A 21,511-nucleotide genomic window follows, 5' to 3' on the forward strand; every position below is an offset into this window, starting at 1 on the left:
CCGTCCTGAACTCGACGATGGTTCGTCACGCGTCGGGGTCGGCGACACGAACGGGAACTCACGATATATCGCGATAGGAGTTCCCGCCAGACCGCTCAGCGGGACGGGCCGTCCGCGGCGCGCGGGCTCACCAGCATGCGGATGTCGTCGGCGGCCCACAGCACGAACCGTTCGACCGGGACCACCCGGTGGCCCGGCTCGGGCCGGAAGCCGAGCCGCTTGAGCAGGACGGCCAGCAGCACCAGGGCCTCCGTCATGGCCAGGCCCGCCCCCTCGCAGGCACGCGGGCCCAGGCCGAACGGGATCCAGGCCAGCCGGGGGCGCCCCGCCGACTCCTCGGGAGTGAACCGCTCGGGCCGGAACCGCTCCGGCTCGGGCCAGTACGCGGGGTTCAGGTGGACGGCCAGGATCGGGAGGAGGACCACCGCCCCGGCGGGGACGGTGTACCCGCCGACGGCCAGCGGACCGGCGGTCCACCGGGCGCCGTACGGGCCGGGCGGGTAGCGGCGCAGCGACTCGCGCAGGACCATCCCCAGGTACGGCAGCCGGTGCAGGTCGGCGTGGTCGGGCGCCGGGCGGTCGCCGAGGACCCGGTCGAGCTCCTCGGTGACGCGCGCGGCCGCCTCCGGGTGGGCGGCGAGCAGGTGCAGCGTCCAGGAGACGGCCACACCCGTGGTGTGGTGGGCGGCCAGCATCACGGCGAGGACGGTGTCACGGATCCTCGCGGGGCTCTCGCCGGCCTCGACGAGGGCGCCGATCAGGTCGCTGCGGTCACGGGTGCTGGTGTTGGGGTTGTCGGTGCCGGGGCCGCCTGCGCCGCGGTCGCGGGTGCCGGGGCCGCTGGCGCCCGGGCCGTCCGGGCGGTGCGCGGCGATCACCCGGTCGACCGTCGCCCGCAGCCGGGCGAGGGCCCGCGCGGTCCGTTCGACGTGCTGTTCCGGGGCCTGCTCGGCCGGATCCCGGTAGAGGCGCTCCAACCGGTCGGCGAGCACCGCCTCGAAGGCCTCGACCACGCCGTCCGGGTCCTCGACCTCGCCGCCCAGGGCGTAGCCGCAGACCATCCGGAGGGAGAGCCCGGCCAGTTCCCGCTGGAGCTCGACGGACCGCCCGGCGGGCAGGGCGGCCCAGCGGTCGGCGAGCCCGGTCGCCAGGGCGGCGAAGCGGGCGACGTGCCGTTCGTGCGAGGGCCGTCCGGCCAGGACGGTGAGCAGCAGCCGGCGCCACGGCCCGTGCTCGTCGGCCGGGAGCACCTGGAGGTTGCCCGCCTCGAACAGCGGGTCCAGGAAGGAGAACAGCCGCCGGGGCCGCTCGTCGAGGTGGACCGCGGCCTCCAGCAGCACCGGATCGGCGATCGACACGGCGGTCCCGGCCCCGGGCAGCTGGAGCCGCGCGACGGGTCCGTACTCGGCGTGCAGCCACAGCTGGTAGGCGTGCAGGCCGCCCGCCCGCGCGATGGCGCCCACCCCGCCGTCGGCGCACGGTTCGGGCCCCGGGATCTCCATCGCACCTCCTCGTGACGGCGTGGGAAGTCGGCGGGGCCGACTTCCCGTGCTCCGGTCCTGCTCCGGCGTCAGTTGACGAAGTAGCTGAACCCGACCGTCGCCGCGGACATCCCGGCGGCGATCTCCCGCGTCAGCGACCCCTGACAGTTCGCCGCGGAGTACACGTCGACCCTCGCGTCCGTGAGGTTCTGGACGACTACGGGCGACACGGTCGGGTAGCACCCCCGCGCCGGGTTCCGGTGCGCCGCACCGTTCACCACCAGCACCCCCGTCGCCGCCTGTGCGGGCACGGCGAACGCGAGCACTCCGGCGGCGGCCGGCATCCCGACCGCGGCAATCCGACGACGCATGACTGTTCTCCCTTCCGAGGGCGCACGACCGGTTGCGGCGCCCTTCCGGGGCATGGATTCCCCCGCCGCCCCGTCCACGCCGGAACCCCCGCCGCAATCCCCCGAACCGACGCGGGCGTACGGGCTCCTACCAGGTCTCCAGCGAGGAGGAGATGTCGTTGAAACCGATGCTGCGCAACTCCATCTGCCGGAACTCCGGGGTGCCGAACGGCAGCACGAAGGTGTGCGAGTTCCCCGACCAGTGGATGTCGGACCACAGTCTCGTCACCTGCGTGCCCAGCATCCAGAAGGAGGAGATCCTGTCGTTCCAGTCGGCGAAGGGGAAATAGGTGACCTTCGTCAGGTCGTAATACCCCCTATTCGCATCCAGAAAGATATTGCCGCCGCCCAGATTGTCGTCCTCGTAGAACCAGGTCCGGGGGTGGAACTCGCGCGGCTGCGGTTCCGCCGAAAGCGCACGGGAGGTTCCCGCGCGGTGCACGTACTGCTCGAAGAACAGGATCCGCCACCACTGCTCGATGACCGCGATGTCGTCGACGACCAGCAGGTGACCGGCGCCCGGGGTCGACACCGCGTGCAGTTCCCGGCCGTTGAGCCGCGCGATGTCCTGCGGGTCGTGCAGCTCCCCCTCGAACATGAAGGGCAGGTCGGGCTGTTGATGAACGATCCGGGCGGCGACCTCCGGCGGCGCGGGCGCATGCGCGCGCAGGGGGTCGCTCGGGCGCAGCGCGTCGGCCCGGTCCCCCGCCGACGCCCGGAGGCCCTCCCGGAGCACCCGGACGCATTCCTCCAGTGAACCGATTCCCTGCGCCCCGAGTTCCGCGATTCCGTCGCTGATGTCGGCATCACCCGCAACCATCGCGGCCAGAAGTTCGAACGCCCTGCTGTCCTCGGAATGTGACATCGGAGGTATCCGTTCGACGGATTTACAGGCCGAGCCCGGTGCCCGGCCTCCGAATTCCAGCTTCCGCCCGAGGGCAGGGGGCCGCAACACCGGTCCGGACACCCGGAACGCCCGTCCGCGCCCCGGCTCCGGCCGGCCAGGCCGAGCGTGCGGAACGGCCGCGCACGGGGGTCGCCGGTGCGGCCCTCGGGCTGGGCCGCCCGGAACCCGTCCTGGTAGCGGCGGGTGCGGTCCTATTCGCCGGGGACGTCCCCGTCCCGGCCGTCCCTCTCGTCTTGGTCCGCGCACCCTAGCGCCGCAGGTGGCGGCTCACATCGCCGACCAGGGTGATCCTCACCCGCCGCTCCGCGAACCGCCACCGCCCGTCCTCCCCGCGCACGAAGCGGTCGTGGTACCGGCCGGCGGCGATGGCCTGCAGCGGCAGTTCGGGCAGCGCCTGCAGCACCGTGACGTACGAGCGCGCGACCGCCGTCCCCGCCCGCTCGTCGACCTCGACGGCCAGGTTGCCGGTGACGTGCTGGGTCCGCGGCGTCCCGTCGGCGTACACGGCGATCGTCTCCCGGAACATCGCCTCGATCGCCGCGGCCCCGCGGACCGGCACGCCGCTGCCGACGAAGACGGCGTCGGCGAGCAGGGCGCCGAGCCCCGCGAAGTCGCCGTCGTCCACGAGTTCGGCGTAGCGCGCGATCAGGTTCTCGATCGCGCGGTGGCTCGGTACCGGATCGACGGACGCGGACATGCTCTCCCCCACGGGCCCGGCGGCAGTCGGTTCCTCCGCCCCTCTCCCCGACTCTCCCACGCTTTTGACCGGGCGTCGGAAATCCGCTGGCGGGGACGGCTGCCGGGATGTTAGCTTCCAGTCGCCCGTGAAACCGCCCGAGGAGGTGAGCCCCGTGAACGCAGTACCGATATGGGTGCTCCCCCTGGAGATCACGGCTGGCGACTGACCCAGGTGTCGCCGGGAGCGCCGCTTCGAGCAGGCATTCCCGAAAGGCAACACCGATGCACTCTTCCCTGTCTCTTCAGTCTCCTCGGTCTCCTCGGTTCACCGCCGAGTCCTCGGCGAACGGCATGATCGAGCGCGACTTCACCGTGGGCGGCGTCCCCGGTGTGCTCTGGTCCCCCGTCCGCGCCGGAGCCGGCGCGCCCTCCGCCTCCGGCACCCGTCGTGCGCCCCTGGTCCTGATGGGCCACGGCGGCGGCACTCACAGGAAGCACCCGTCCATGTCGGGCCGGGCGCGGCTCCTGGTGGCCGGCTGCGGCTTCCACGTCGCCGTCCTCGACGCCCCCGGGCACGGCGACCGGCCGCGCAGCGCGCACGACGAGGCGGAGATCGCCGAGCTGTACCGCGCCCGGGCGGCGGGCGAGCCGGAGGGGCCGGTCGTGGTGCGCTACAACGCGCACCTGGCGGAGCTCGCCGTGCCCGAGTGGCGGGCGGCGCTGGACGCGCTCCAGCAGCTTCCGGAGATCGGCACCGACGGGCCGGTCGGCTACTTCGGCCTCAACATGGCCACCGCGATCGGCGTGCCGCTGGTAGCGGTCGAACCCCGGATCACGGCCGCGGTGTTCGGGCTGCACTGGCCGGACGCCCTGGCCGAGAAGGCGCGGCGGATCACCGTCCCGATCGAGTTCGACCTCCAGTGGGACGACGAGCACATCCCGCGCGAGGCCGGCCTGGCGTTGTTCGACGCGTTCGCCTCGACGGAGAAGACGCTGCACGCGAACACCGGCCGGCACAAGGACCTGCCCCGCTTCGAGGCCGACAGCGCGGTCCGCTTCCTCGCCCGCCACCTCGGCCGCCCGGCGTCCGGTCCGGCGACCGGCCCGGCACAGGGGGCGGCCCCTGTGCCGGTGTCCGGGCCGGACGCCGCGTCGGCCTGACGCGAACGGTCGCGGCGCCCGGCGGCTACCGGCCGGGCGCCTCGGCCAGCCGGGAGATCTCGGCGGCGACGGCCTCCGGTTCGGCGGCGACGGTGACGCGGGCGACGCCGTCCAGGCCCGGGTGGGCGCCGACCCGGACGGAGTGCCGGGCGTTGCGCAGCAGGTCGAGGTCGTTGATGTCGTTGCCGAAGGCGTTGTACGCGTCGATCCCCAGCGAGGTCAGCGCCTCCCACTTGTTCGTGGTGCCCGGGGCGAAGTCGATGATCGCCTCGTCGAGGTGGTGGTTGACGGTCATCCCGAGCGCGCGGCCGGCCTCCGCGAGGGCCGCCGGGTCGGCCGCGTCGACCACCAGGAACTTGACCACGGCGGGGAGTTCGGCGAGCTCCACCCGGCGGGCCAGGCCGCCCTGGTCGACCCGGCCGCGGATCGGGTGGTCGGCCGGTCCGGTGTAGGCGTAGTCCCACGGGCCGTCGGCGAGGTAGCCCGCCCGGAACCGCTCGACCTCGGTCAGCAGCCGGTCGAGGTCACCGGCCTCGAACGCGGCCCGCGCCCGCACCCGGCCGCCGACGGAGACCAGGCTGCCGTTGCCGCCGATCAGCGTGGCGGCGGGAAAGGCCCCGTCGAGGACGGGCAGGAGGTCGCGGACCGGCCGGGCGGAGGCGAAGACCAGCTGGTGCCCGGCCCGCTCGCAGTCCGCCAGCGCGGCGAGGATCCGGCGGTCGATCGTCCGCCCGTCGAAGCAGAGGGTGCCGTCGATGTCGAAGACCGTGGTGCGGGCGCTGGTGGTGATCATCGTGCGATCGTATCCAGGCGGTGCGGTGCACGATCCCGCGGCCCTTCGGGTACGGCCGGAGCGGGAAGTCGGCGGGCCCGACGTCCCACTCCGGCCGCAGCCCTCCGACACGTCCCCTCCGACACGTCTCCGCCGCCACGTCCCCTCCGACACGTCCCCGCCGTCCGGGCGGGACGGTCACGCGCGGGCCGGGCCGGTCGCCGGTCGCGCCGCGCGGCGGTGGCGGCGGACGGCGTCGCGGTTGGCGCAGAGCTGGGAGCAGTAGCGCCGGCGGCCGGTCCGCGTGGTGTCGGCGAAGAGGGTGGTGCACTCGGCGACGGCGCACCGGCCGAGCCGGTGCATGCCGCGGCCCACCAGGTGGAAGGCGGTGCCGACGGCGATCAGGGTGGACAGCACGGCGGCGAACGGCTGGTGGTCGTCGCGGTAGTGGAGGTGCCAGCCATCGGCGTGGTCGGTCAGCCGGGGGTGGGCGGCGTCGGCGGCCAGCATCCGGTTGAGCCGTTCGGCCCGTTCGCGCTCGTCGGCCGCGTCGACCACCGACTCCCAGCTGTCCAGCAGGGCCAGGATGCGCGCCAGGTCCGCCGGCAGGACCGGTCCGTCGACCACCAGCCCGGCCGCGCGGCAGCGGTCCACCAGTTCCCCGGCGGTTCCGGGGCGCCGGTTGGCCAGTTCCGCGGCGAGGTGCACGGCGCCTTCGCCGTAAGGGTTGAGATGCATAAGACCATGACACCAGGCTGCTGAGCATGAGTCAGCACACCGACACCGAGAAGCACTCCGGGCCGAGGGCCGTCGGGGACGCCGCCCGCCCGCTCCGGTACCGCTGGGTGGTCCTCGGCGTCGCCACCGTCACCCAGGCCGCCTCCGGCTTCTTCGTCCAGGGCATCGGGGCGATGGCCGTCCCCCTGCAGCAGTCACTGGACGTCAGCACGACCCGGCTCGGCCTGCTCCTGTCCGCCTCCCAACTGGTGCCGCTGGTCGGCCTGCTGGTGGCCGGTGCGCTCCTGGACCGGCACAACGAGCGCTGGGTCGTCGGCATCGGTTCCGCCGTGGTCGCCGCGGCCCTGCTCCTCGGCGGCCTGGCGCAGGGGTACGCCTCCCTGCTCGCCGTCCTGCTGGTCGTCGGCGCCGGGTACAGCACCGTGCAGCCCGGCGGCAGCAAGTCGGTGGCCGTCTGGTTCGCCCCGGCGCAGCGGGGACTGGCCATGGGCGTCCGCCAGGCGGGGCTGCCGCTGGGCGGCGCACTCGCCGCCGCCGTCCTGCCGCTGGTGGCCGTGGCGCACGGGTGGCGGGCGGCGCTGGTGGTCGGCGGGCTGGTCGCCCTCGTGGGCGCCGGGCTCTTCACCGCCCTCTACCGGCGGCCGCCGGCCGCCACGGCCGTGCGCCCCGCTCCCGGCACCGCCGCGCCGACGGCCTCCGTCGGCTCCCGGCTGCGGATGCTCCGCGAGCCGGCCATGACGAGGATCCTGTTCTCCGGCCTGAGCCTGGTCTCGGTGCACAGCGGCATCGGCGTGCTCGGCGCGCTGTACCTCCACGACGTGACGGCCCTCGGCCCCGGTCCGAGCGCCGCCGTCCTGGTGGCGGTCCAGGTGGCGGGGGCGGCCGGCCGGATCGCGCTGGCGGCCTGGAGCGACCGCAGCCGTGCCGGGCGGTACCGGCCCGTCCTGGTCTGCCTGGGCGCGGTGGTGGCCGGGTTGACGGTCCTGACGACGCCGGCGGGCCACTCCCCCGTGGTGGCCGCCCTCCTGTTCACCTGGCTGGGCTTCTTCGGCATCGGCTGGTACGGCCCCTGGGTGGCCCACCTGGCGGAGTCGGCCCCACCGGGCCGGACCGGCTTCGCCCTCGGGCTGGTCATGGCCGTCAACCAACTGGCCGTCGTCCTGGTCCCGCCCGCCCTCGGGCTGCTCCGCGACACCACCCACGGCTTCACCGCCGCCTGGGCCGCCCTCGCCGCGGCCACGGCCGCGACCCTCGTGCTGACCGCCCGCGGCGGTGGCGGCGGCGGGCGCGGCACCCCTGCCGCCACGGGCCGCACACCGGCGGGTACCGTACGGCCGTGAGCAACGAGACGCCTCCCGGGTGGTACCCGGTCCCCGGTCCGGACGGCGCCCCCGGCCACGAGCGCTGGTGGGACGGCAACGCCTGGACCAGCGACGTCCGGCCGGTCCAGGGCGGCTACGGCTACCCGGGCCAGGAGGCGCCCCCGGCGCAGCAGGCGTACCCGGCCCACCCCGGCCAGCAGGCCTACCCCGGCCCGCAGGCGTACCCGGGCCCGCAGTCGTTCCCGGCCGCGGGCTACGGCCGGCCCGGCCCCGGCTACCCGCCGATGGCCGCGGCCCCGCTCCCCGCCCCCAGGCGGGCCAAGCCCGGCGTGATCATCGCCGTCGCGGTCGGCGTCCTGGCGGTCGGCGGCAGCATCGCCGGAGTCGCGCTCAGCCACGGCGGCGACCCGGCGGCGGACCCGACCACCGACCCCACCGTTTCCGTCAGCCGCAGCACCGGCCCGACCACGAGCCCCGGCCCCACCCCGAAGCCGGCCACGCCCAAGCCCGCCCCGGTCCTCAGGAGCACCGTCGCGGACCAGCAGCACTCGATCACCCTCCCGGTGTTCGAGGGCTGGGAGGTGACGACGACCGACACCCCGCAGTGGTCGGTCTACCTCGGCAGCGGCCGCTACACCTGCGCGAACGGCAAGGCCTGCATCCGCGGCCGGTTCTCGGTGGAGAAGAACACCATCCAGGGCGACAGCGCGAAGGCCGCCGCCGACGCCGCCATGCCTACCGTCGCCAAGCAGATCTTCAGCGGGATGACCTCGCAGACCGACTACGGCTCGGGCAGCCTCGCCGTCGCCGGCGTGGCCGGCTACGCGACCCGCTGGCACATCACCAACGCCGACGGCACCCAGGGCTACGTCCTGTTGGCCGCCCTCCCCGCGAAGGGCGGGGGCTACGTGGTCTTCGACGGCGGCGTGGACGACGACCCGGCCGCCCCGGACGTCTCGGTGCTGGACCAGATCCTCCTGGGCGTCAAGAAGGACGACGCCCCCACCAGCGGCACCTGACGTCCCGTTCCGGCGGTGTCGCGACCGCCGTCGCCCTCGCGGCCACGGCCGTAGCCGTCCCGCCTCCGGGCACGGGGCCGCGCGGCTACGCCGGCCGGTCGTCCGGGAGCCGCTCCGGGAAGGTGGGCGGCGGGAGCGGGCGCGGGCGTACGGTGGGCCGGTCGCCGCGGCGCAGGACGAAGACCCCCGGGAGGGCGATCAGGCCGGGCCCGGCGAGCAGGCCGGCCAGCCACTGGCGGCCGTCCAGGCCGACGATCACCGAGCCCGCGAGCATTCCGGCGGCGAGCACGAAGCCGGCCACCAGCCCGCCGACGTAGAGCTGGTGGGCGCGCTGGTCCGTGCGGTCCTGAGCCGCGATCCGGGCGCGCTCGGTCACCTGCTCCTCCCGCATCCGGGCCGCTTCGAGCACCGAGGCCGACGCCGTCCGCTCGCGTTCCAGCGAAGCCTGGTGGCGTTCCCTGGCACTCTCCCGGGCGTGTTCGCGCCGGAGTTCCAGTTCGAGGTGCTCCAGGGCCACCCGCAGGTGCTCGGGCGGAAGCCGGGCCCACTGGGTGGCGATCTCCAGGGCCGTCGGACGGCGGGTGCGGCTCTCCTCGGGGGTGGTCACCGGTCGTCACCTCGGGGCGTGGGGGCGGTGCGGTCGGGGCTGCGGGCCGCGCCCGGCGGCGGGCCGAGCCGGAGGAAGAGGCGTTCCAGGCCCTCGGTGACGGTCTCGGCGGCCACCGGGGTCAGCGGGTCGTCGGCGAACTCCAGCAGGGGCCGGTGCCCGGCCCCGGCGCCGCTCCCGGCGACCGCCGCGTCGCCGTCCGCCCAGGCGAGGACGCTGCCGGAGACGTCGGACCGGAAGACCGGCCCGCTGCCCACCGGCCCCGCCTCCGAAAGACCCTCCGAAAGGCTCTCCGAAAGACCCGGCGGCAGGCCCGCGGGGACGGGGAACCCCAGGCCCATGGGTGCGGGCCCGGTCGGCAGCGGGCTCTGGACGCGCCTCCCGGGCCCGTCCGCCCGTGCGCCCGGTCGTGGCGGCGTCGGCAGCGCCAGCGCGGCCAGCACCGCCGCGGCCAGCGCCGGAACGGCCGCCCACCCGCCGATCCCGGTGGCGGCGTACAGGACCAGCGTCCCGGCCCAGACCAGGACGGCCGCGCCGCCGAGCGCCGAACGTCTGCCCCCCACACCGCCCCCCTTCCTCCGATCCGAGCCTACCCATGACGAGGGCCCCCCGGTCGGAGAACTCCGCCGAGGGGCCCGGAAGGTGGCGAGGGGTCAGCTGTGCTGCGGGGCGGGCAGCGTCGCCGAGCCCGCGAGCAGCGGCCACTCCCGGTGGAACGGCGGCAGGGGCAGCTTGCCCTCGATGATCGGGGTGCCGAAGACCTTCAGGTGGGCGAGCAGCGAGCCGTTCAGGTCGACGCCGCCGACCAGCGACCAACTGCCCTGCGCCTGCGGCGGGTTGCCGGAGGAGTCGGCGACCAGCGAGCCCTCCGCCTGGGCGCGCAGATAGGGGGCGACGGTGGTCTCCACACCGACGGTGTCGTACAGGCCGAGGCTGATCTCGGCGCCGAGCGCGACCCGCACGCCCGCCTTGCCGTTGAGCCGCACGTGCACCGGGGTGACCTTGGTCTCGGCGCTGGTGGCCGGGGTCCAGCCCTTGCCGCCGGTGTAGTCGGCGCGCACCGCCCAGGTGCCGGTGGCGTCCTGCTCCGCCTCCAGGTGGACCTGGCCGTCGGCGCTGACCTCCAGGTAGCAGGTGAGGCCGAGGTTGACGACCACCGGCAGGCCGGCGACGGTCAGCACCGGGCTGGCCTGCAGCTTGGCGAAGGGCACCCGGACGGGGGCCGCGCCGGTGCTGCGGGCGGCGTCGCCGGTGACCTTCCACTGGGCGTGGGCGCCGAGGTCGAAGCCGATCGAGGCGGTGCGCGGGCTGCCGGCCGCCGCGCCGTGGTAGGCGAAGTGGACGGCGGGGTGGAGCTGGAGCGAGCCGGACGCGTCGAGGCTCGCGCCGTCGGGCAGCGGGACGGGGGCCTTGAGGTTCACCTCCAGGGTGCCGGAGGCGTCGGCCTGGACGCCGTTCCCGGTCAGGCCGGCGGTCGCCTTGAGGTCCTTGACCAGCGGGGTCACGGTGATGCCGTGCGGGTCGACGGGGACGTTGCCGTCGGCCTCGGTGCCGCCGAGGAGTTCGGCCAGGGTGGCCGGACGGGTGGTCAGGGCGATGGTGTTGCCCGCGCCGGGCCGGACGCCGGTGACGGCGACCAGCGCGCCCTGCGGGGCGGCGGCGGTGGGCGGGCTGGCGATCAGCTGCCCGGGCTGGACGGCCGCGGCCGCGACTGCGGCAGGCGGGACGGCGCCCGGCGAGGTCGTGGCCGAGGCTGTGGGCGAAGCCGTGGCCGAAGCCGTGGGCGAAGCCGTGGGCGAAGCCGTGGCCGGGGCCGAAGCCGTGGCGGCCGGCCCCGTCGCCGACAGCACGGCCGTGCCGCCCGCCGGGTCGTAGGCCGTCAGCTGGAGGTTCTTCGCCGCCGCCGTGACGGCGCCACCGTCCTTGCCCGGGCTGCCGATCGCGGCCTGGTGGTCCCCGGCGGGTGCGGCGGTGATGGTGGTTCTGCTCGGGGTCGGACGGCCGGCGGCGGGGCTGCCCGCCTTGGCGCGCGGGGTGCCGCCGGCGGGCGGGGCGGCGGCCGGGCTGCCCCCGGCGGCGGTCGCGGCCGGGTCGGCGACGGTGGCGGCGGCCGGTGCGGCACCGGCCTGGGAGGTACCGGGGCTGGTCGGCCCGCACGCGGCGGCCCCGGCGAGGACGAGGGTGAGGACGGCGGGGCCGGCGGCCCTGCCTATGGAGCTCTTGAACACGCGGCGTCATGTTACTGACGAGGAATAAGTTTGTCGAAGACAGGCCAAAAAAGGCGGACCTATCAGGTTTAACCGCAGGTCATCCGAGGTCCGTCAGAGTGGACGGATCAGCCGGGCGAACCGGGCCCCGCCCCAGCCGCGCCGCCGGCAGCGGAGACCCGTCCAGCGCACCGACCCCGCCCGCGCCCCTGCCCGCGCCCCCGTCCGTGTCCTCGCCCTCGCCCTCGCCCCAGAGCTCGGCGAGGTACCGCGAGCGCGCCATCGGTTCCGCCCCGAGGCTCCGCACGTGCGGCCCGTCCCACTGCGCGTCGAGCAGCCGCCCGCCCGCCGCGCCGAACCTCGCCCCGAGGTCGGCGACGGCGACCCGGGCGGCGTCCGGACGGCGGTGGAACATCGAGTCCAGGCTCAGCACCGGGCCGACCACCACCCCGAACACGCCGCCGATCAGCTCCTCCCCCTCCCACACCTCGCCGCTGTGCGCCGCCCCCAGCCCGTGCAGCTCCATCAGCGCTGCCGCCAACTCCTCCGTGAGCCAGACCGGCTGACGCCCCTCGGCGCACGCCGCCAGCACCTGCCCGAAGGCCCGGTCCGCGCTCGTCCACCACGAGGACCGGTTGCGCAGCCGCCGCTCCAGCCGCCTCCCGAGCCGTACGCCGTCGGGCGCGATCACCGGCCTCGGGTCGGGCGACCACCAGGCCAGCGCGTACGGGTCCGTCCCGCCCGGCAGCAGCGCCACCTCGCCCGCCTCGACGGCGTCCCCGTACAGCGCCTCGCTGTACGCGCTCGCGTACACGTCCGCCGCCGGCAGCGGGAACAGCCCGCGCCGGTACGCCGCCAGCAGTTCTCCGGGCCCGAGCGACCCGCCGAAGGCCACCGGGCCGTCGCCGGGGCCGAGTCGCCCGCCCAGCGCGTCGAAGAGGCTCGCGCCGGAAAGGCTCCCCTCGGAACGACTCCCGTCGGAACGGCTCCCCTCGAAACCGCTCCCCTCGAAACCGCTCACGGCGACGCCGCCCGCAGGAAGCCCTCCCGCTCCAGCCCCGCCAGGTAGTGGTCGATCAACCCGGCCTCCACCGGGGGCAGTTCGATCCCGCTCCCGGCCAGCGCCGCGTCCGCGTTGACCCGCTCGAACAGCGGGAACGTCGGCCGGAAGTACATCTCGCTGATCGACAGTTCCGTCCCCGGCGCGCGGTCCACGAACAGCGGGACGAACGGTGCGATCGGGTGCGTCGGGTTCCCGGCGGCGAACCGGACCAGCCGCCGCACCCAGTCCCCGTACGGCAGTGGGGCGATCCGGTGGCCGCGCGCCCGCAGCCGCTCGGCGAGGTCGGCGAGGACGCCCGGCTGCGGGGAGGTGAGGTGGTAGACCTCGCCGGCGGCCGGCGCGTGGGCGGCGATGTGGGCGACGGCCCGGGAGAAGCGGTCGGCGGGGACGAAGTCGAGCAGCAGTTGCACGTCCGGGCAGGTCCCGCTGTCGGCCAGGTAGGCGATCAGCGCGCACAGTTCGGTGCCGGTGTTCATCGCGCCGTCCGCGAGGTCCCCGGTGACGTCGTTGGTGCGCAGCACGGTGACCGGCAGGCCGGCGGCGGCCGCGTTGTGCAGCAGCTGTTCGGCGACCCACTTGCTCTCGACGTAGCCGACGCCGAGCCGTTCCGGGTGGGCGAGCGGGGTCCGTTCGGTGACCTTCGGGACGCCGGCCGCGCCGAAGCCGGCCAGGACGGCGAGGGTGGAGAGGTAGTGCACGGGGATGCCCCGGCTGTGCCCGGCGAGCCGGGCGACCTCCCGGGTGCCGCCGACGTTGGGGCGGCGCAGCTGGTGGTACGGGTAGAGGAAGTTGACCTGCCCGCCGAGGTGGTGGATCGCGTCGAGGTGCCCGGCCAGCCAGTCGAACCGGTGGTCCGTCAGCCCGAGTGCGGGCCGGGTGAGGTCGCCGACCAGCGGCACCACCCGCCGGTCGGCGAGGTCGTGCCGCAGGAAGCGCTGCTGCGCCGCCCGCAGCCGTTCCAGCGCGTGTTCCTCGTCGGGCGCGCGGACCAGGCAGTGGATGCGGGCCCGGGTGGTGGCGAGCAGCGCGTGCAGCAGGTGGGCGCCGCAGAAGCCGGTGGCGCCGGTGAGCAGGATCTCGGCGGGCTCGGCCCGGGAGGGCGCCGGGCTCCAGGACTGCCGGAGGTCGTCGGTGAGCCGGGCCTCCGCGAACCAGTCGACGCCGGCGTCCCGTTCGGCGCCCGCGGGGCCCTCCGTGCGCGCCGCCCGCAGGGTCCCCGCGAAGGCGTGCAGGACGGGTTCGCGCAGCAGTGCCCGGGTGAGCGCCCGCACCTGCCCGACGTCGATGCCGAACATGATCCGGGCCCGCGCCAGCATCTCCATCGCGAGCAGCGAGGTGCCGCCGAGGGCGAAGAAGTCGCCGTCCGGGCCGACGTGCTCGACGCCGAGCAGCTCCGCCCACAGCTGCCCGACGCCCGCCTCGACCGCGTCCGCACCGGACGCATCGGACGCATCGGACGCATCGGACGCACCGGAGGCACCCGCTCCGGCCGGAACGACCGGAGCAGTCGGAACGGCCGGATCAGCCGGGCCGGACGGACCACCCGAACCGACCGAACGCACCGGCGCCTGCGGCAGCCGCCGCCGGTCGATCTTCCCCGCCGCCGTCAGCGGCATCGCCGCCAGCGGCACGAAGTCGGCCGGCACCAGGTACTCCGGCAGCCGCTCGGCCAGGAACGCCCGGATCCCCCGCGCCCCGCCGGCCGCCCCGGGGGCGAGCGTGTAGTACGCCGTGAGCGTGCGGCTGCCGTCCGCCGCCTCCCCGTCGGCCGCGATCCGGGCCTGCCGGACGTCCGGGTGGGCGGCCAGGACGGCCTCGATCTCGGCCGGGTCCACCCGGTGCCCGCGCACCTTCAGCTGGTCGTCGAAGCGCCCGAGGATCTCCAGCTGCCCGTCGGCCCGCCACCGTCCGGCGTCGCCGGTGCGGTACATCCGCTCGCCGGGCAGCGGCGCGTACGGGTCGGGCAGGAAGGACTCGGCGGTGAGCCCGGCCTGCCGCCAGTAGCCGCGGGCGAGGCCGGGCCCGCCGAGGTGGATCTGCCCCTTCTCCCCGGGCCGGACGGGGCGCAGCCGGGCGTCGAGCACGTGCACCCGCACTCCGGGCAGTGGCCGGCCGATCGGTACGGGCGCGGCGGAGCCGCCCGGTCCCGCCGGGCCCGGGCCGGTGGCGCCCCCGCCGAGGAGGTCGGCCGTGACCTCGCAGAGCGTCGAGGTGACGGCCGCCTCGGTGACCCCGTACGCGTTGAGCAGCCGGGCGCCGGGCAGCCGTTCCAGGCAGCGGCGGCAGTCGTCGGCGTGCACGACGTCCCCGCCGACCACGAGCAGCCGCAGTTCCCGGGGGCCGGGCCCGCCGGGCGGGAGCAGGTCGAGCAGGTGGTGCCAGTAGGCGGGGGTGAGGTCGGCGACGGCCAGGCCCAGCCCGGGCAGCCGGCCGGCCAGTTCGGTGGGCGCCCAGGTGCCGCCCGCGTCCCCGCCGCCGCCCAGCACGACGGTCGCGCCCGCGAGCAGGGCGCCGAACACCTGCTCCAGCGCGGTGTCGGAGCCCAGCGCGGCCAGTTGCAGGACGCGTTCGCCGGGGCGCAGCCGGTAGGCGTGGACGATCCGGTCGAGGGTGAACAGCAGCGCACGGTGGGTGACGGGCACGCCTTTTGGGCGGCCGGTCGTGCCGGAGGTGTAGATCAGGTAGGCGAGGTCGTCCGGGACGGCGCCGTCGTCGCCCAGGAACTCGCCGGAGCCGCCGCCCCCCGGTCCGAGCACGGGCACCCGGGAGGTCCCCGGGAAGCCGTCGCCGTCCGCGACCACCACCCGGGCCCCGCAGTCCTCGACGAGCCCGGCCAGTCGTCGCCGCGGGTGGGCCGGGTCCAGTGGCAGGAAGGCCCCGCCGGCCTTGAGCACGGCCAGCCAGGCGGTCACCAGCCCGGCCCCGCGTTCCAGGCAGACCGGCACGACCTGCTCGGGGCCGGCTCCGCGGGACCGGAGTGCGGCGGCCAACCGGTCGCTGCGCAGGTCGAGTTCGCGGTAGCTCAGCGTGGCGTCGGCGGCGATGACGGCGACCGCCTCCGGGTCGTGCGCCGCCCGCGCGCGGAACAGTCCGTGCACCGTGTCGGCGAATCCGGCCGCCGCCCGCCGTACGGGGGCGCCGTCGGGGAAGCCAAGTTCGGCGGGGCGCCACTCGTGTTCCACCCGGTCCCGGCAGTCGGCCCGCCCGGCCGGTCCGTGGACCTGCCGCCAGCCGGCCGGGACGGTCAAGTCCCCGGGCCAGATCGCATACTGACCGTTGTCGTTGCGGACCACGGCGTGACGGCCGGAGCTCGCATCCGTGCGTACGCCCTGTGCGCTGTCTACTGCGTCGTCCACCGGCTTGACCTCGTGCTGTGGCGGCAGAATGCTGGGGAGTGCGACATTTCCGACTATACGCACTCCTGCCCCGTCGAGGCCGTCCGGTCGCACCCCCCGCCGGACGCCTCGCTGCTGCGCGAAAGCGCCCACCCCGTCCCGCCCCGGGCCGGCCCGTACGCCTCGCCCGCCCAGTCCTCGCCCGAACTCCCCCGCCCGACCGGCGGGGTGGTGTCGCGGAGGAGGTAGCCTCGTTGACTCGCCGGTGCCAACGCCTGATGGTCTGTTACCTGCTCTGGATGGTGCTGTTCACCGGCATCTACTACGCGAATCCGAGCCAGCGGATCATCTGGTGGACGGGCATCGGCCTCGGCGGCGTCGCCGCGATCGTGGTCGGGGTCCGTCTCAACCGGCCCGCGCACGCGCGCTTCTGGTACGTGCTGGCACTCGCCAACCTCAGCTTCACCGTGGGCGAGGTGATCCAGGCCGTCCAGCTGGACATCCTGCACCTGCCCAACCCGTTCCCGTCCGTCGCGGACGGCTTCTACCTCGCCGAGTACGTGCTGTACGCGGTCGGCGTGCTGGGCTTCATCCGCTGGCGCACGGCCCGTCAGGACCGCGCCGGGCTGCTCGACGCCCTCATCCCCACCATCGGACTGGCCCTGCTCGCCTGGATCTACCTGATCCTCCCGTACGCCCGGAACCCGGACCTCGACTGGATCCAGAAGGCCGTCTCGATCGCCTACCCGCTCGGCGACGTGGTCGTGCTCGCCCTGCTGCTGCGCCTGCTGACCCCGCGCGGGGGCAACTCCCGCTCGCTGCAGCTGCTCGCCGTCGGCTCGCTCGGCCTCCTGGTCTCCGACGTGCTGTACGGGCTGGTCCAGCTGCACGGCACCTGGCACATCGGCACGCCCGTCGAACTCGGCTGGGCCGCCTTCTACACCGCCTGGGGCGCGGCGGCGCTGCACCCGTCGATGGTCGAGCTGACCCGGCCGGTGCCCACCCAGCAGCCGGACCTGAGCACCGCCCGGCTGGTGCTGCTCACCCTCGCCTCGCTGATCGCCCCGGCGATCCTGATCATCGAGGCGCTGGCCGGCAACACCGGCAACGCGGGCGTGATCGGCGCGTTCTCCGCGCTGCTCTACCTGCTGGTGCTGGCCCGGCTGGCGGTGGTCGTCTCCGACCGCCGGCAGGCCGTCGCCCGCGAGCGGACGCTGCGCGAGGCGGGCGCCCGGCTGACCGCGGCCGTCACGGTGGAGGAGGTCGCGGACGCCGTCCAGTCCGCCGCGTCGACGCTGATGCCGGCCGAGGCCGGACACGTCGCCCTGCTCGCGGTGACCGAGGAGGGCGTGCTGCACGTGCGGCACGCCGGGAGCGGCTCCGCCCGGCAGGCGCCGCAGGACGCCGCGCCGTCCGAGCAGGTGCTGGAACTCGCCGCCGCCCGGGAGACCCTGCTGCTGCCCGTGGCCGCCCTGGGCCTGGACGCCGCCCCGTCCGTCTCGTCGAAGCCCGGCCCGTCCAAGCCCGGCCCCGCCCGGCCGGCCACCGCCAAGCCCGCTGCCAAGCTTGGCGCGAAGCCCGGCGGCGACCGGCGCAACCGCCTCGGCGGCGGCATGCCGTACGCCCTGGTCTGCCCGCTCACCCTCGCCGAGCGCCCCTCCGGCGATCCGCTGATCGGCGCGCTCATCGTCACCGGCACCGAGCAGGAGCTGACCAGCCTCTGGAGCTCGCTGGAGATCCTCGCCGCGCAGGCGGCCCTCGCGGTCGAGCGGTTGGTGCTGAGCCGGGAGGTCATCCGCCGCAACAGCGAGCTGTACTTCCGCACCCTGGTGCAGAACGCCAGCGACGTCATCCTGATCCTCGACGCCGACGACGGCGTGCGCTACGCCTCCCCGTCCGCCGAGACGGTGCTCGGCCACCCGAACCTGGCCGGCACCCTGCTGACCGACCTGGTCCCGCCCGAGGACAGCCGGGAGGTCGGCAAGGCGCTGGCCCGGATGCGCGGGCCGGCCGACCAGCCCCGGGCGGAGCAGCCGCGCGAGCACTGGCGGCTGCTGCGCCAGGACCGCACCCCGATCGAGGCCGAGGTCCGCTTCAACGACCTGCGCGCGGACCCGACCGTGGGCGCCCTGGTGCTCACCCTGCGCGACGTGACCGAGCAGCGGCAGATGGAGCGCGAGCTGACCCACCGGGCGTTCCACGACTCGCTGACCGGCCTGGCCAACCGGGTGCTGTTCCTGGACCGGGTCGGCCACGCCCTCTCCCGGGGCGAGCGCAGCGGGGCCGTCACGGGGGTGCTGTTCATCGACCTGGACGACTTCAAGGTGGTCAACGACACCCAGGGCCACGCGGTCGGCGACGAGCTGCTGGTCGCGGTCTCGATGCGGATCTCCACCGCGCTGCGCGCCTCGGACACCGCCGCCCGCCTCGGCGGCGACGAGTTCGCGGTGCTGGTGGAGGACGCGCGGCGGCCGGCCGACGTGGACACCATCGCGTCCGGGGTGCTGGCGGTGTTCGCCGAGCCGTTCAAGCTCACGTCGGGCGCGGTGCGGGTGACGGCCAGCATCGGCGTGGCGACCACCGAGGACAGCGTGGACGCGACCGAGCTGCTCACCCACGCCGACCTCGCGCTCTACTCCGCCAAGGCGGCCGGCCGCCGTCAGTGGCGCCACTACCGGCCGGCCCTGCAGACCGGGATGGTGGAGCGGCACGAGCTGAACGAGCACCTCGACTCGGCGATCGCGGAATCGGCCTTCCAGCTGTACTACCAGCCGATCGTCGACCTGCGCTCGGGGGACCTGGTCGCCTTCGAGGCGCTGGTCCGCTGGCCGCACGACCGCCGCGGCATGGTGCTGCCCGACGAGTTCATCGCCCTGGCCGAGGAGAGCGGCCAGATCGTCCCGCTCGGCGCCTGGGTGCTGGAGCGCGCCGCCCAGGAGGTCGCGGCCTGGCACGCCGCGAGTTCGGCGGTCCGCTCCGCCGCCGGCCGGCCGCCGCTGCGGGTCAACGTCAACGTCTCGGCCCGGCAGTTCCGCGACGCCGGGTTCGTGGACGTGGTCCGCCGGGCCCTGGCCACCACCGGCATCGACCCGCACACGCTGGTGCTGGAGCTGACCGAGTCCGTACTGATGCGCCGCGACGACCGCATCCACGCCGACATGGCCACCCTGTCCGGCCTCGGCGTCGGCATCGCCATCGACGACTTCGGCACCGGCTACTCCTCGCTGTCCTACCTGCGCGAGTTCCCGATCTCCCTGCTCAAGATCGACAAGTCCTTCATCGACGGCCTCGGCCACTCGCCCCAGCAGTACGCCCTGGTCGAGGGCATCACCCGGATCGCCGACACCCTCGGCGTCCAGGTGATCGCCGAGGGCATCGAGCACGCCGACCAGCGCGACCTGCTCGCCGCCATGGGCTGCCCGCTCGGCCAGGGGTACCTCTTCGCCCACCCCATGGACTCGCCGCAGGCCCGCGCCCTGGTCCGGCGGACCTCCTACGAACCCGCCTGAACGGCGGCCCGCCCCCGCTACTCCTTGCGCAGCGCGTGCGACAGCACCGTGAGCAGCGCCAGGGTGGGCCTCGCGTGCCCGGCCTCGACGGCCCGGACGTCGGCCTCCGGGAGGCCCGCCCGGGCGGCGAGGTCGCCGAGGGTGAGGCCGAGGTCGCCGCGGCGGGCACGGACGGCGCGGGCCAGGGCCTCGGCCGGGTCGCCGTCCGGATGGGCGGGGAAGTCCTCGATCAGGGGGCGCGCCAGATCCACCGAACTCTCCTCATCGGCCTGCGGGGCGCACAGTCTGGCACGCGATCAGCGGAAGGGGACCCCAAGCGGAGGTCAAGGTTCCTTGACCTCCGCTTGGGGTCCCCGCGCCGCCACTCGACTCCCCGCGGCCCGCCGCCGGACGGCGACGTGCCGCGGGGGCGACTCCGGGGTTCAGCCCAGCGGCAGCTCCAGGCGGGACTCGTTGCCGCTCGGCGAGCCGACGGTGACGGTGCCGCGCTCCGCGGCGTAGGAGTACAGCTGGTCACGGCTGTTGACGACCAGCGCCAGCCGGTGGCCGGTCGGCACGTCGTACGCGGCGGGCTGGAGCGTCCAGCCGACGGTGGTGTCCTTTCCGGGAGTCAGACCGAGCACGGTGTACGGCTCGTGGGTGACGATCCGCGCCGTACCGTCCGGGGCGACGTCGAACAGGTAGGCCACCAGGGTGGCGGCGTCCTCGGTGCTGCGCACGGTCAGCCGGACCTGCGCGGCGCCCCGGATCCGGCGGGCCGTCTCCCCCTGCCCGGTCAGCGGGTCGGTCGACCAGACCAGCAGGTTCTCCCGCTCGAACTCGGACAGCACGTACTTCCGGGGGTTGCCCGTCCACTCCTTCTGGCCGGTGTCCATCACGGCGTCCACCGCCGTCGCCCTGGTCTCCACGCCCGCGGTGAAGCTCCGCGACCAGCCGTCGTTCTGCTTGTCGGCCAGCGCGCCGTCACCGTCGCCGTTGACGCCGGTGAGGTACCACGTCTCCTCGCCGGTGGTGACGTCCGCCCACGAGTCGCGCGACTCGCGGCGGGCGGGCTCGGTGATCCGGTTGCCGCCGCCCAGCACGGGCTTGGTCCTGTAGGTGAACATCACCTGGCTGGTCACCTGCTTGCGGTTCGGCGCCTCGTTGTCGGCGCCCAGCAGGTGGTGGTCCAGGAATTCGTAGGCCTCCCGGAGGGGATCCGCCAGGCCGGGGAACGGCAGGTGGGTCAGCAGGCCGGACATGCCGGCGCCCTCGGGCGCGCCGTGGTCGCCGATCCACAGGTTCAGCTGCTTGGGCACCGTCAGCCGGTTGTAGACGTCGATCACCGAGGAGGCCGGGAAGAGCGTCTCGTGCCAGGTGTTGGAGACGAAGGTCGGGATGCCCAGCCGGTTGGTCTCGCCGATGTACGTCTCCGGGGAGCGCCTGTTGCCCCAGGCGATCACGTCGTCGAGGTCGCGGTTCTGGTCGAACTTGTCGAGGATGTCCAGGGTCTCCGCGTCGAACTTGTCCTGCCTCTCCCCGCCGGTGAAGCCGACCAGCAGTTCAACGGCCTTGAGGTGCCGGGTGTCGTTGTCGTAGAGACTGGTGGCCAGGTTGCCCCAGGTGCTCAGCGCGACCACGGCGGCCACCCGCTCGTCGGGGTCGTGCGCGGCGACCAGCTGGCTGATCCCGGAGCCGTAGGACACGCCGAGGAAGCCGACCTTGCGCGGTTCGCACCAGCCCTCCGCGTGGGTGATCACCTTCGCCCCGTCGGCCCAGTCGGCGGGCCCGGCGACGTCGACGCGGCCGCCGGAGGTGGAGATCCAGCCCGGGTAGCCGAGGCCCCGCGGGGTGTAGGCCAGGACGTGGTAGCCGCGCAGCGCCAGCTTGATGTAGCCGTAGACGAAGGGCAGCCAGCCGAGCGGGTTCCAGCCGGCCGGCACGATCACGACCGGGCGCGGCTCGTCGCCCCTCAGCCTGATGCGGAACGCCGACAGGCGGATGTCCTCCTCCACCTCGATCCCGGTGACGTCGACGTCGGCGATCTGCCGCACCTTGGCCACCAGCTCGGCCAGTTCCGGCGGGAGCTGTACCGTCCCGTCGCCCTGGGCGGCCGCCTGCAGGGCGTTGCCGAGGTCGATGACGGCCTGGTTGACGGTGGTGCCGGGCCCCCGGAGTCCGTTGTCGGCGACGTCGGCGAGCGTGGCCTCGGTGATCGCCGGGATCGGCTCTCCACTGACGCTGGTCATGCGAACCACCCTTCCGTGACGGATACTGTTCGCATCCTTGATCACGGCGGGCGAAACGAAACTGATGAGGCGTC

General features: G+C 74.9%; 17 protein-coding genes. 4 read left to right on the forward strand and 13 right to left on the reverse strand.

The window, feature by feature from the left end; all coding sequences use genetic code 11:
- Positions 1-95: 95 nt before the first annotated feature.
- The 4 genes from ACGFSC_RS16005 to ACGFSC_RS16020 all read right to left on the reverse strand — a co-directional run bounded on the left by ACGFSC_RS16005 (position 96) and on the right by ACGFSC_RS16020 (position 3,495).
- Positions 96-1,502: a cytochrome P450 gene (locus ACGFSC_RS16005; protein WP_359913465.1), complete on the reverse strand. Its 1,407-nt coding sequence runs from the start codon at positions 1,500-1,502 to the stop codon at positions 96-98.
- Between the two features lie 68 nt (positions 1,503-1,570).
- Positions 1,571-1,852 (reverse strand): hypothetical protein, encoded by a 282-nt coding sequence (locus ACGFSC_RS16010; RefSeq protein ID WP_359913468.1) that lies wholly within the window; start codon positions 1,850-1,852, stop codon positions 1,571-1,573.
- Between the two features lie 127 nt (positions 1,853-1,979).
- Positions 1,980-2,756: a peptidase inhibitor family I36 protein gene (locus tag ACGFSC_RS16015; protein WP_359913471.1), complete on the reverse strand. Its 777-nt coding sequence runs from the start codon at positions 2,754-2,756 to the stop codon at positions 1,980-1,982.
- A 289-nt stretch (positions 2,757-3,045) separates the two neighbouring features.
- Positions 3,046-3,495, reverse strand: coding sequence for a nuclear transport factor 2 family protein (locus ACGFSC_RS16020; RefSeq protein ID WP_359913474.1), 450 nt, complete (start codon positions 3,493-3,495; stop codon positions 3,046-3,048).
- Positions 3,496-3,827: 332 nt separating this feature from the next.
- Here ACGFSC_RS16020 and ACGFSC_RS16025 point away from each other — a divergent pair, with 332 nt between their 5' ends.
- Entirely contained in the window at positions 3,828-4,637 is an 810-nt protein-coding gene (locus ACGFSC_RS16025; RefSeq protein WP_359913477.1) for an alpha/beta hydrolase, read from the forward strand.
- Positions 4,638-4,662: 25 nt separating this feature from the next.
- Here ACGFSC_RS16025 and ACGFSC_RS16030 read toward each other — a convergent pair whose 3' ends face one another.
- Both ACGFSC_RS16030 and ACGFSC_RS16035 read right to left on the reverse strand, forming a co-directional pair.
- Positions 4,663-5,430: an HAD family hydrolase gene (locus ACGFSC_RS16030; RefSeq protein WP_359913480.1), complete on the reverse strand. Its 768-nt coding sequence runs from the start codon at positions 5,428-5,430 to the stop codon at positions 4,663-4,665.
- A 177-nt stretch (positions 5,431-5,607) separates the two neighbouring features.
- Positions 5,608-6,147 carry a CGNR zinc finger domain-containing protein gene (locus ACGFSC_RS16035; RefSeq protein WP_359913482.1) on the reverse strand — a complete coding sequence of 180 codons (540 nt, stop codon included), beginning with the start codon at positions 6,145-6,147 and terminating at the stop codon, positions 5,608-5,610.
- Between the two features lie 26 nt (positions 6,148-6,173).
- Between ACGFSC_RS16035 and ACGFSC_RS16040 the strand changes: the two genes are divergently transcribed.
- Both ACGFSC_RS16040 and ACGFSC_RS16045 read left to right on the forward strand, forming a co-directional pair.
- The gene (locus tag ACGFSC_RS16040; RefSeq protein ID WP_359913485.1) at positions 6,174-7,487 is read left to right on the forward strand and encodes an MFS transporter; all 1,314 of its coding nucleotides are present in this window, start codon (positions 6,174-6,176) and stop codon (positions 7,485-7,487) included.
- A complete protein-coding gene (locus ACGFSC_RS16045) occupies positions 7,484-8,488 on the forward strand; it encodes a DUF2510 domain-containing protein (protein ID WP_359913488.1) in 1,005 nt (334 codons plus the stop codon). Before ACGFSC_RS16040 ends, ACGFSC_RS16045 begins: the two co-directional genes overlap by 4 nt.
- Before the next feature lie 85 nt (positions 8,489-8,573).
- Here the strand turns inward: ACGFSC_RS16045 and ACGFSC_RS16050 are convergent, their stop codons facing one another.
- The 5 genes from ACGFSC_RS16050 to ACGFSC_RS16070 form a co-directional block, all read right to left on the reverse strand.
- Entirely contained in the window at positions 8,574-9,095 is a 522-nt protein-coding gene (locus ACGFSC_RS16050) for a hypothetical protein (RefSeq protein ID WP_359913491.1), read from the reverse strand.
- On the reverse strand, positions 9,092-9,658 hold the full coding sequence (locus ACGFSC_RS16055; protein ID WP_359913494.1) for a hypothetical protein: 567 nt from the start codon (positions 9,656-9,658) through the stop codon (positions 9,092-9,094). The genes ACGFSC_RS16050 and ACGFSC_RS16055 overlap by 4 nt, the downstream gene beginning before the upstream one ends.
- Before the next feature lie 90 nt (positions 9,659-9,748).
- Entirely contained in the window at positions 9,749-11,323 is a 1,575-nt protein-coding gene (locus ACGFSC_RS16060; protein ID WP_359913497.1) for a hypothetical protein, read from the reverse strand.
- 79 nt (positions 11,324-11,402) lie between these two features.
- Positions 11,403-12,323 (reverse strand): leucyl/phenylalanyl-tRNA--protein transferase, encoded by a 921-nt coding sequence (locus tag ACGFSC_RS16065; protein ID WP_359913499.1) that lies wholly within the window; start codon positions 12,321-12,323, stop codon positions 11,403-11,405.
- Positions 12,320-15,721 carry an amino acid adenylation domain-containing protein gene (locus ACGFSC_RS16070; RefSeq protein WP_359913502.1) on the reverse strand — a complete coding sequence of 1,134 codons (3,402 nt, stop codon included), beginning with the start codon at positions 15,719-15,721 and terminating at the stop codon, positions 12,320-12,322. The genes ACGFSC_RS16065 and ACGFSC_RS16070 overlap by 4 nt, the downstream gene beginning before the upstream one ends.
- A gap of 233 nt (positions 15,722-15,954) precedes the next feature.
- Between ACGFSC_RS16070 and ACGFSC_RS16075 the strand changes: the two genes are divergently transcribed.
- On the forward strand, positions 15,955-19,209 hold the full coding sequence (locus ACGFSC_RS16075; RefSeq protein ID WP_359913504.1) for an EAL domain-containing protein: 3,255 nt from the start codon (positions 15,955-15,957) through the stop codon (positions 19,207-19,209).
- Positions 19,210-19,226: 17 nt separating this feature from the next.
- Here the strand turns inward: ACGFSC_RS16075 and ACGFSC_RS16080 are convergent, their stop codons facing one another.
- Together ACGFSC_RS16080 and ACGFSC_RS16085 are read right to left on the reverse strand one after the other, a co-directional pair.
- Complete coding sequence (locus ACGFSC_RS16080; protein WP_359913507.1) at positions 19,227-19,460, reverse strand: helix-turn-helix transcriptional regulator; 234 nt, start codon at positions 19,458-19,460, stop codon at positions 19,227-19,229.
- A gap of 171 nt (positions 19,461-19,631) precedes the next feature.
- Positions 19,632-21,437: a CocE/NonD family hydrolase C-terminal non-catalytic domain-containing protein gene (locus tag ACGFSC_RS16085; protein ID WP_359897688.1), complete on the reverse strand. Its 1,806-nt coding sequence runs from the start codon at positions 21,435-21,437 to the stop codon at positions 19,632-19,634.
- Positions 21,438-21,511 lie beyond the last annotated feature (74 nt).

The organism is Kitasatospora sp. NPDC048715, from assembly GCF_043198905.1.
GTDB lineage: Bacteria > Actinomycetota > Actinomycetes > Streptomycetales > Streptomycetaceae > Kitasatospora > Kitasatospora lactacystinica.

Coding starts and splice junctions, on each gene's coding strand:
- ACGFSC_RS16005 (WP_359913465.1), bottom strand. CDS start 1,502: ATGGAGATCCCGGGGCCCGAACCGTGCGCCGACGGCGGGGTGGGCGCC.
- ACGFSC_RS16015 (WP_359913471.1), bottom strand. CDS start 2,756: ATGTCACATTCCGAGGACAGCAGGGCGTTCGAACTTCTGGCCGCGATG.
- ACGFSC_RS16025 (WP_359913477.1), top strand. CDS start 3,828: ATGATCGAGCGCGACTTCACCGTGGGCGGCGTCCCCGGTGTGCTCTGG.
- ACGFSC_RS16030 (WP_359913480.1), bottom strand. CDS start 5,430: ATGATCACCACCAGCGCCCGCACCACGGTCTTCGACATCGACGGCACC.
- ACGFSC_RS16085 (WP_359897688.1), bottom strand. CDS start 21,437: ATGACCAGCGTCAGTGGAGAGCCGATCCCGGCGATCACCGAGGCCACG.
- ACGFSC_RS16035 (WP_359913482.1), bottom strand. CDS start 6,147: ATGCATCTCAACCCTTACGGCGAAGGCGCCGTGCACCTCGCCGCGGAA.
- ACGFSC_RS16010 (WP_359913468.1), bottom strand. CDS start 1,852: ATGCGTCGTCGGATTGCCGCGGTCGGGATGCCGGCCGCCGCCGGAGTG.
- ACGFSC_RS16040 (WP_359913485.1), top strand. CDS start 6,174: ATGAGTCAGCACACCGACACCGAGAAGCACTCCGGGCCGAGGGCCGTC.
- ACGFSC_RS16020 (WP_359913474.1), bottom strand. CDS start 3,495: ATGTCCGCGTCCGTCGATCCGGTACCGAGCCACCGCGCGATCGAGAAC.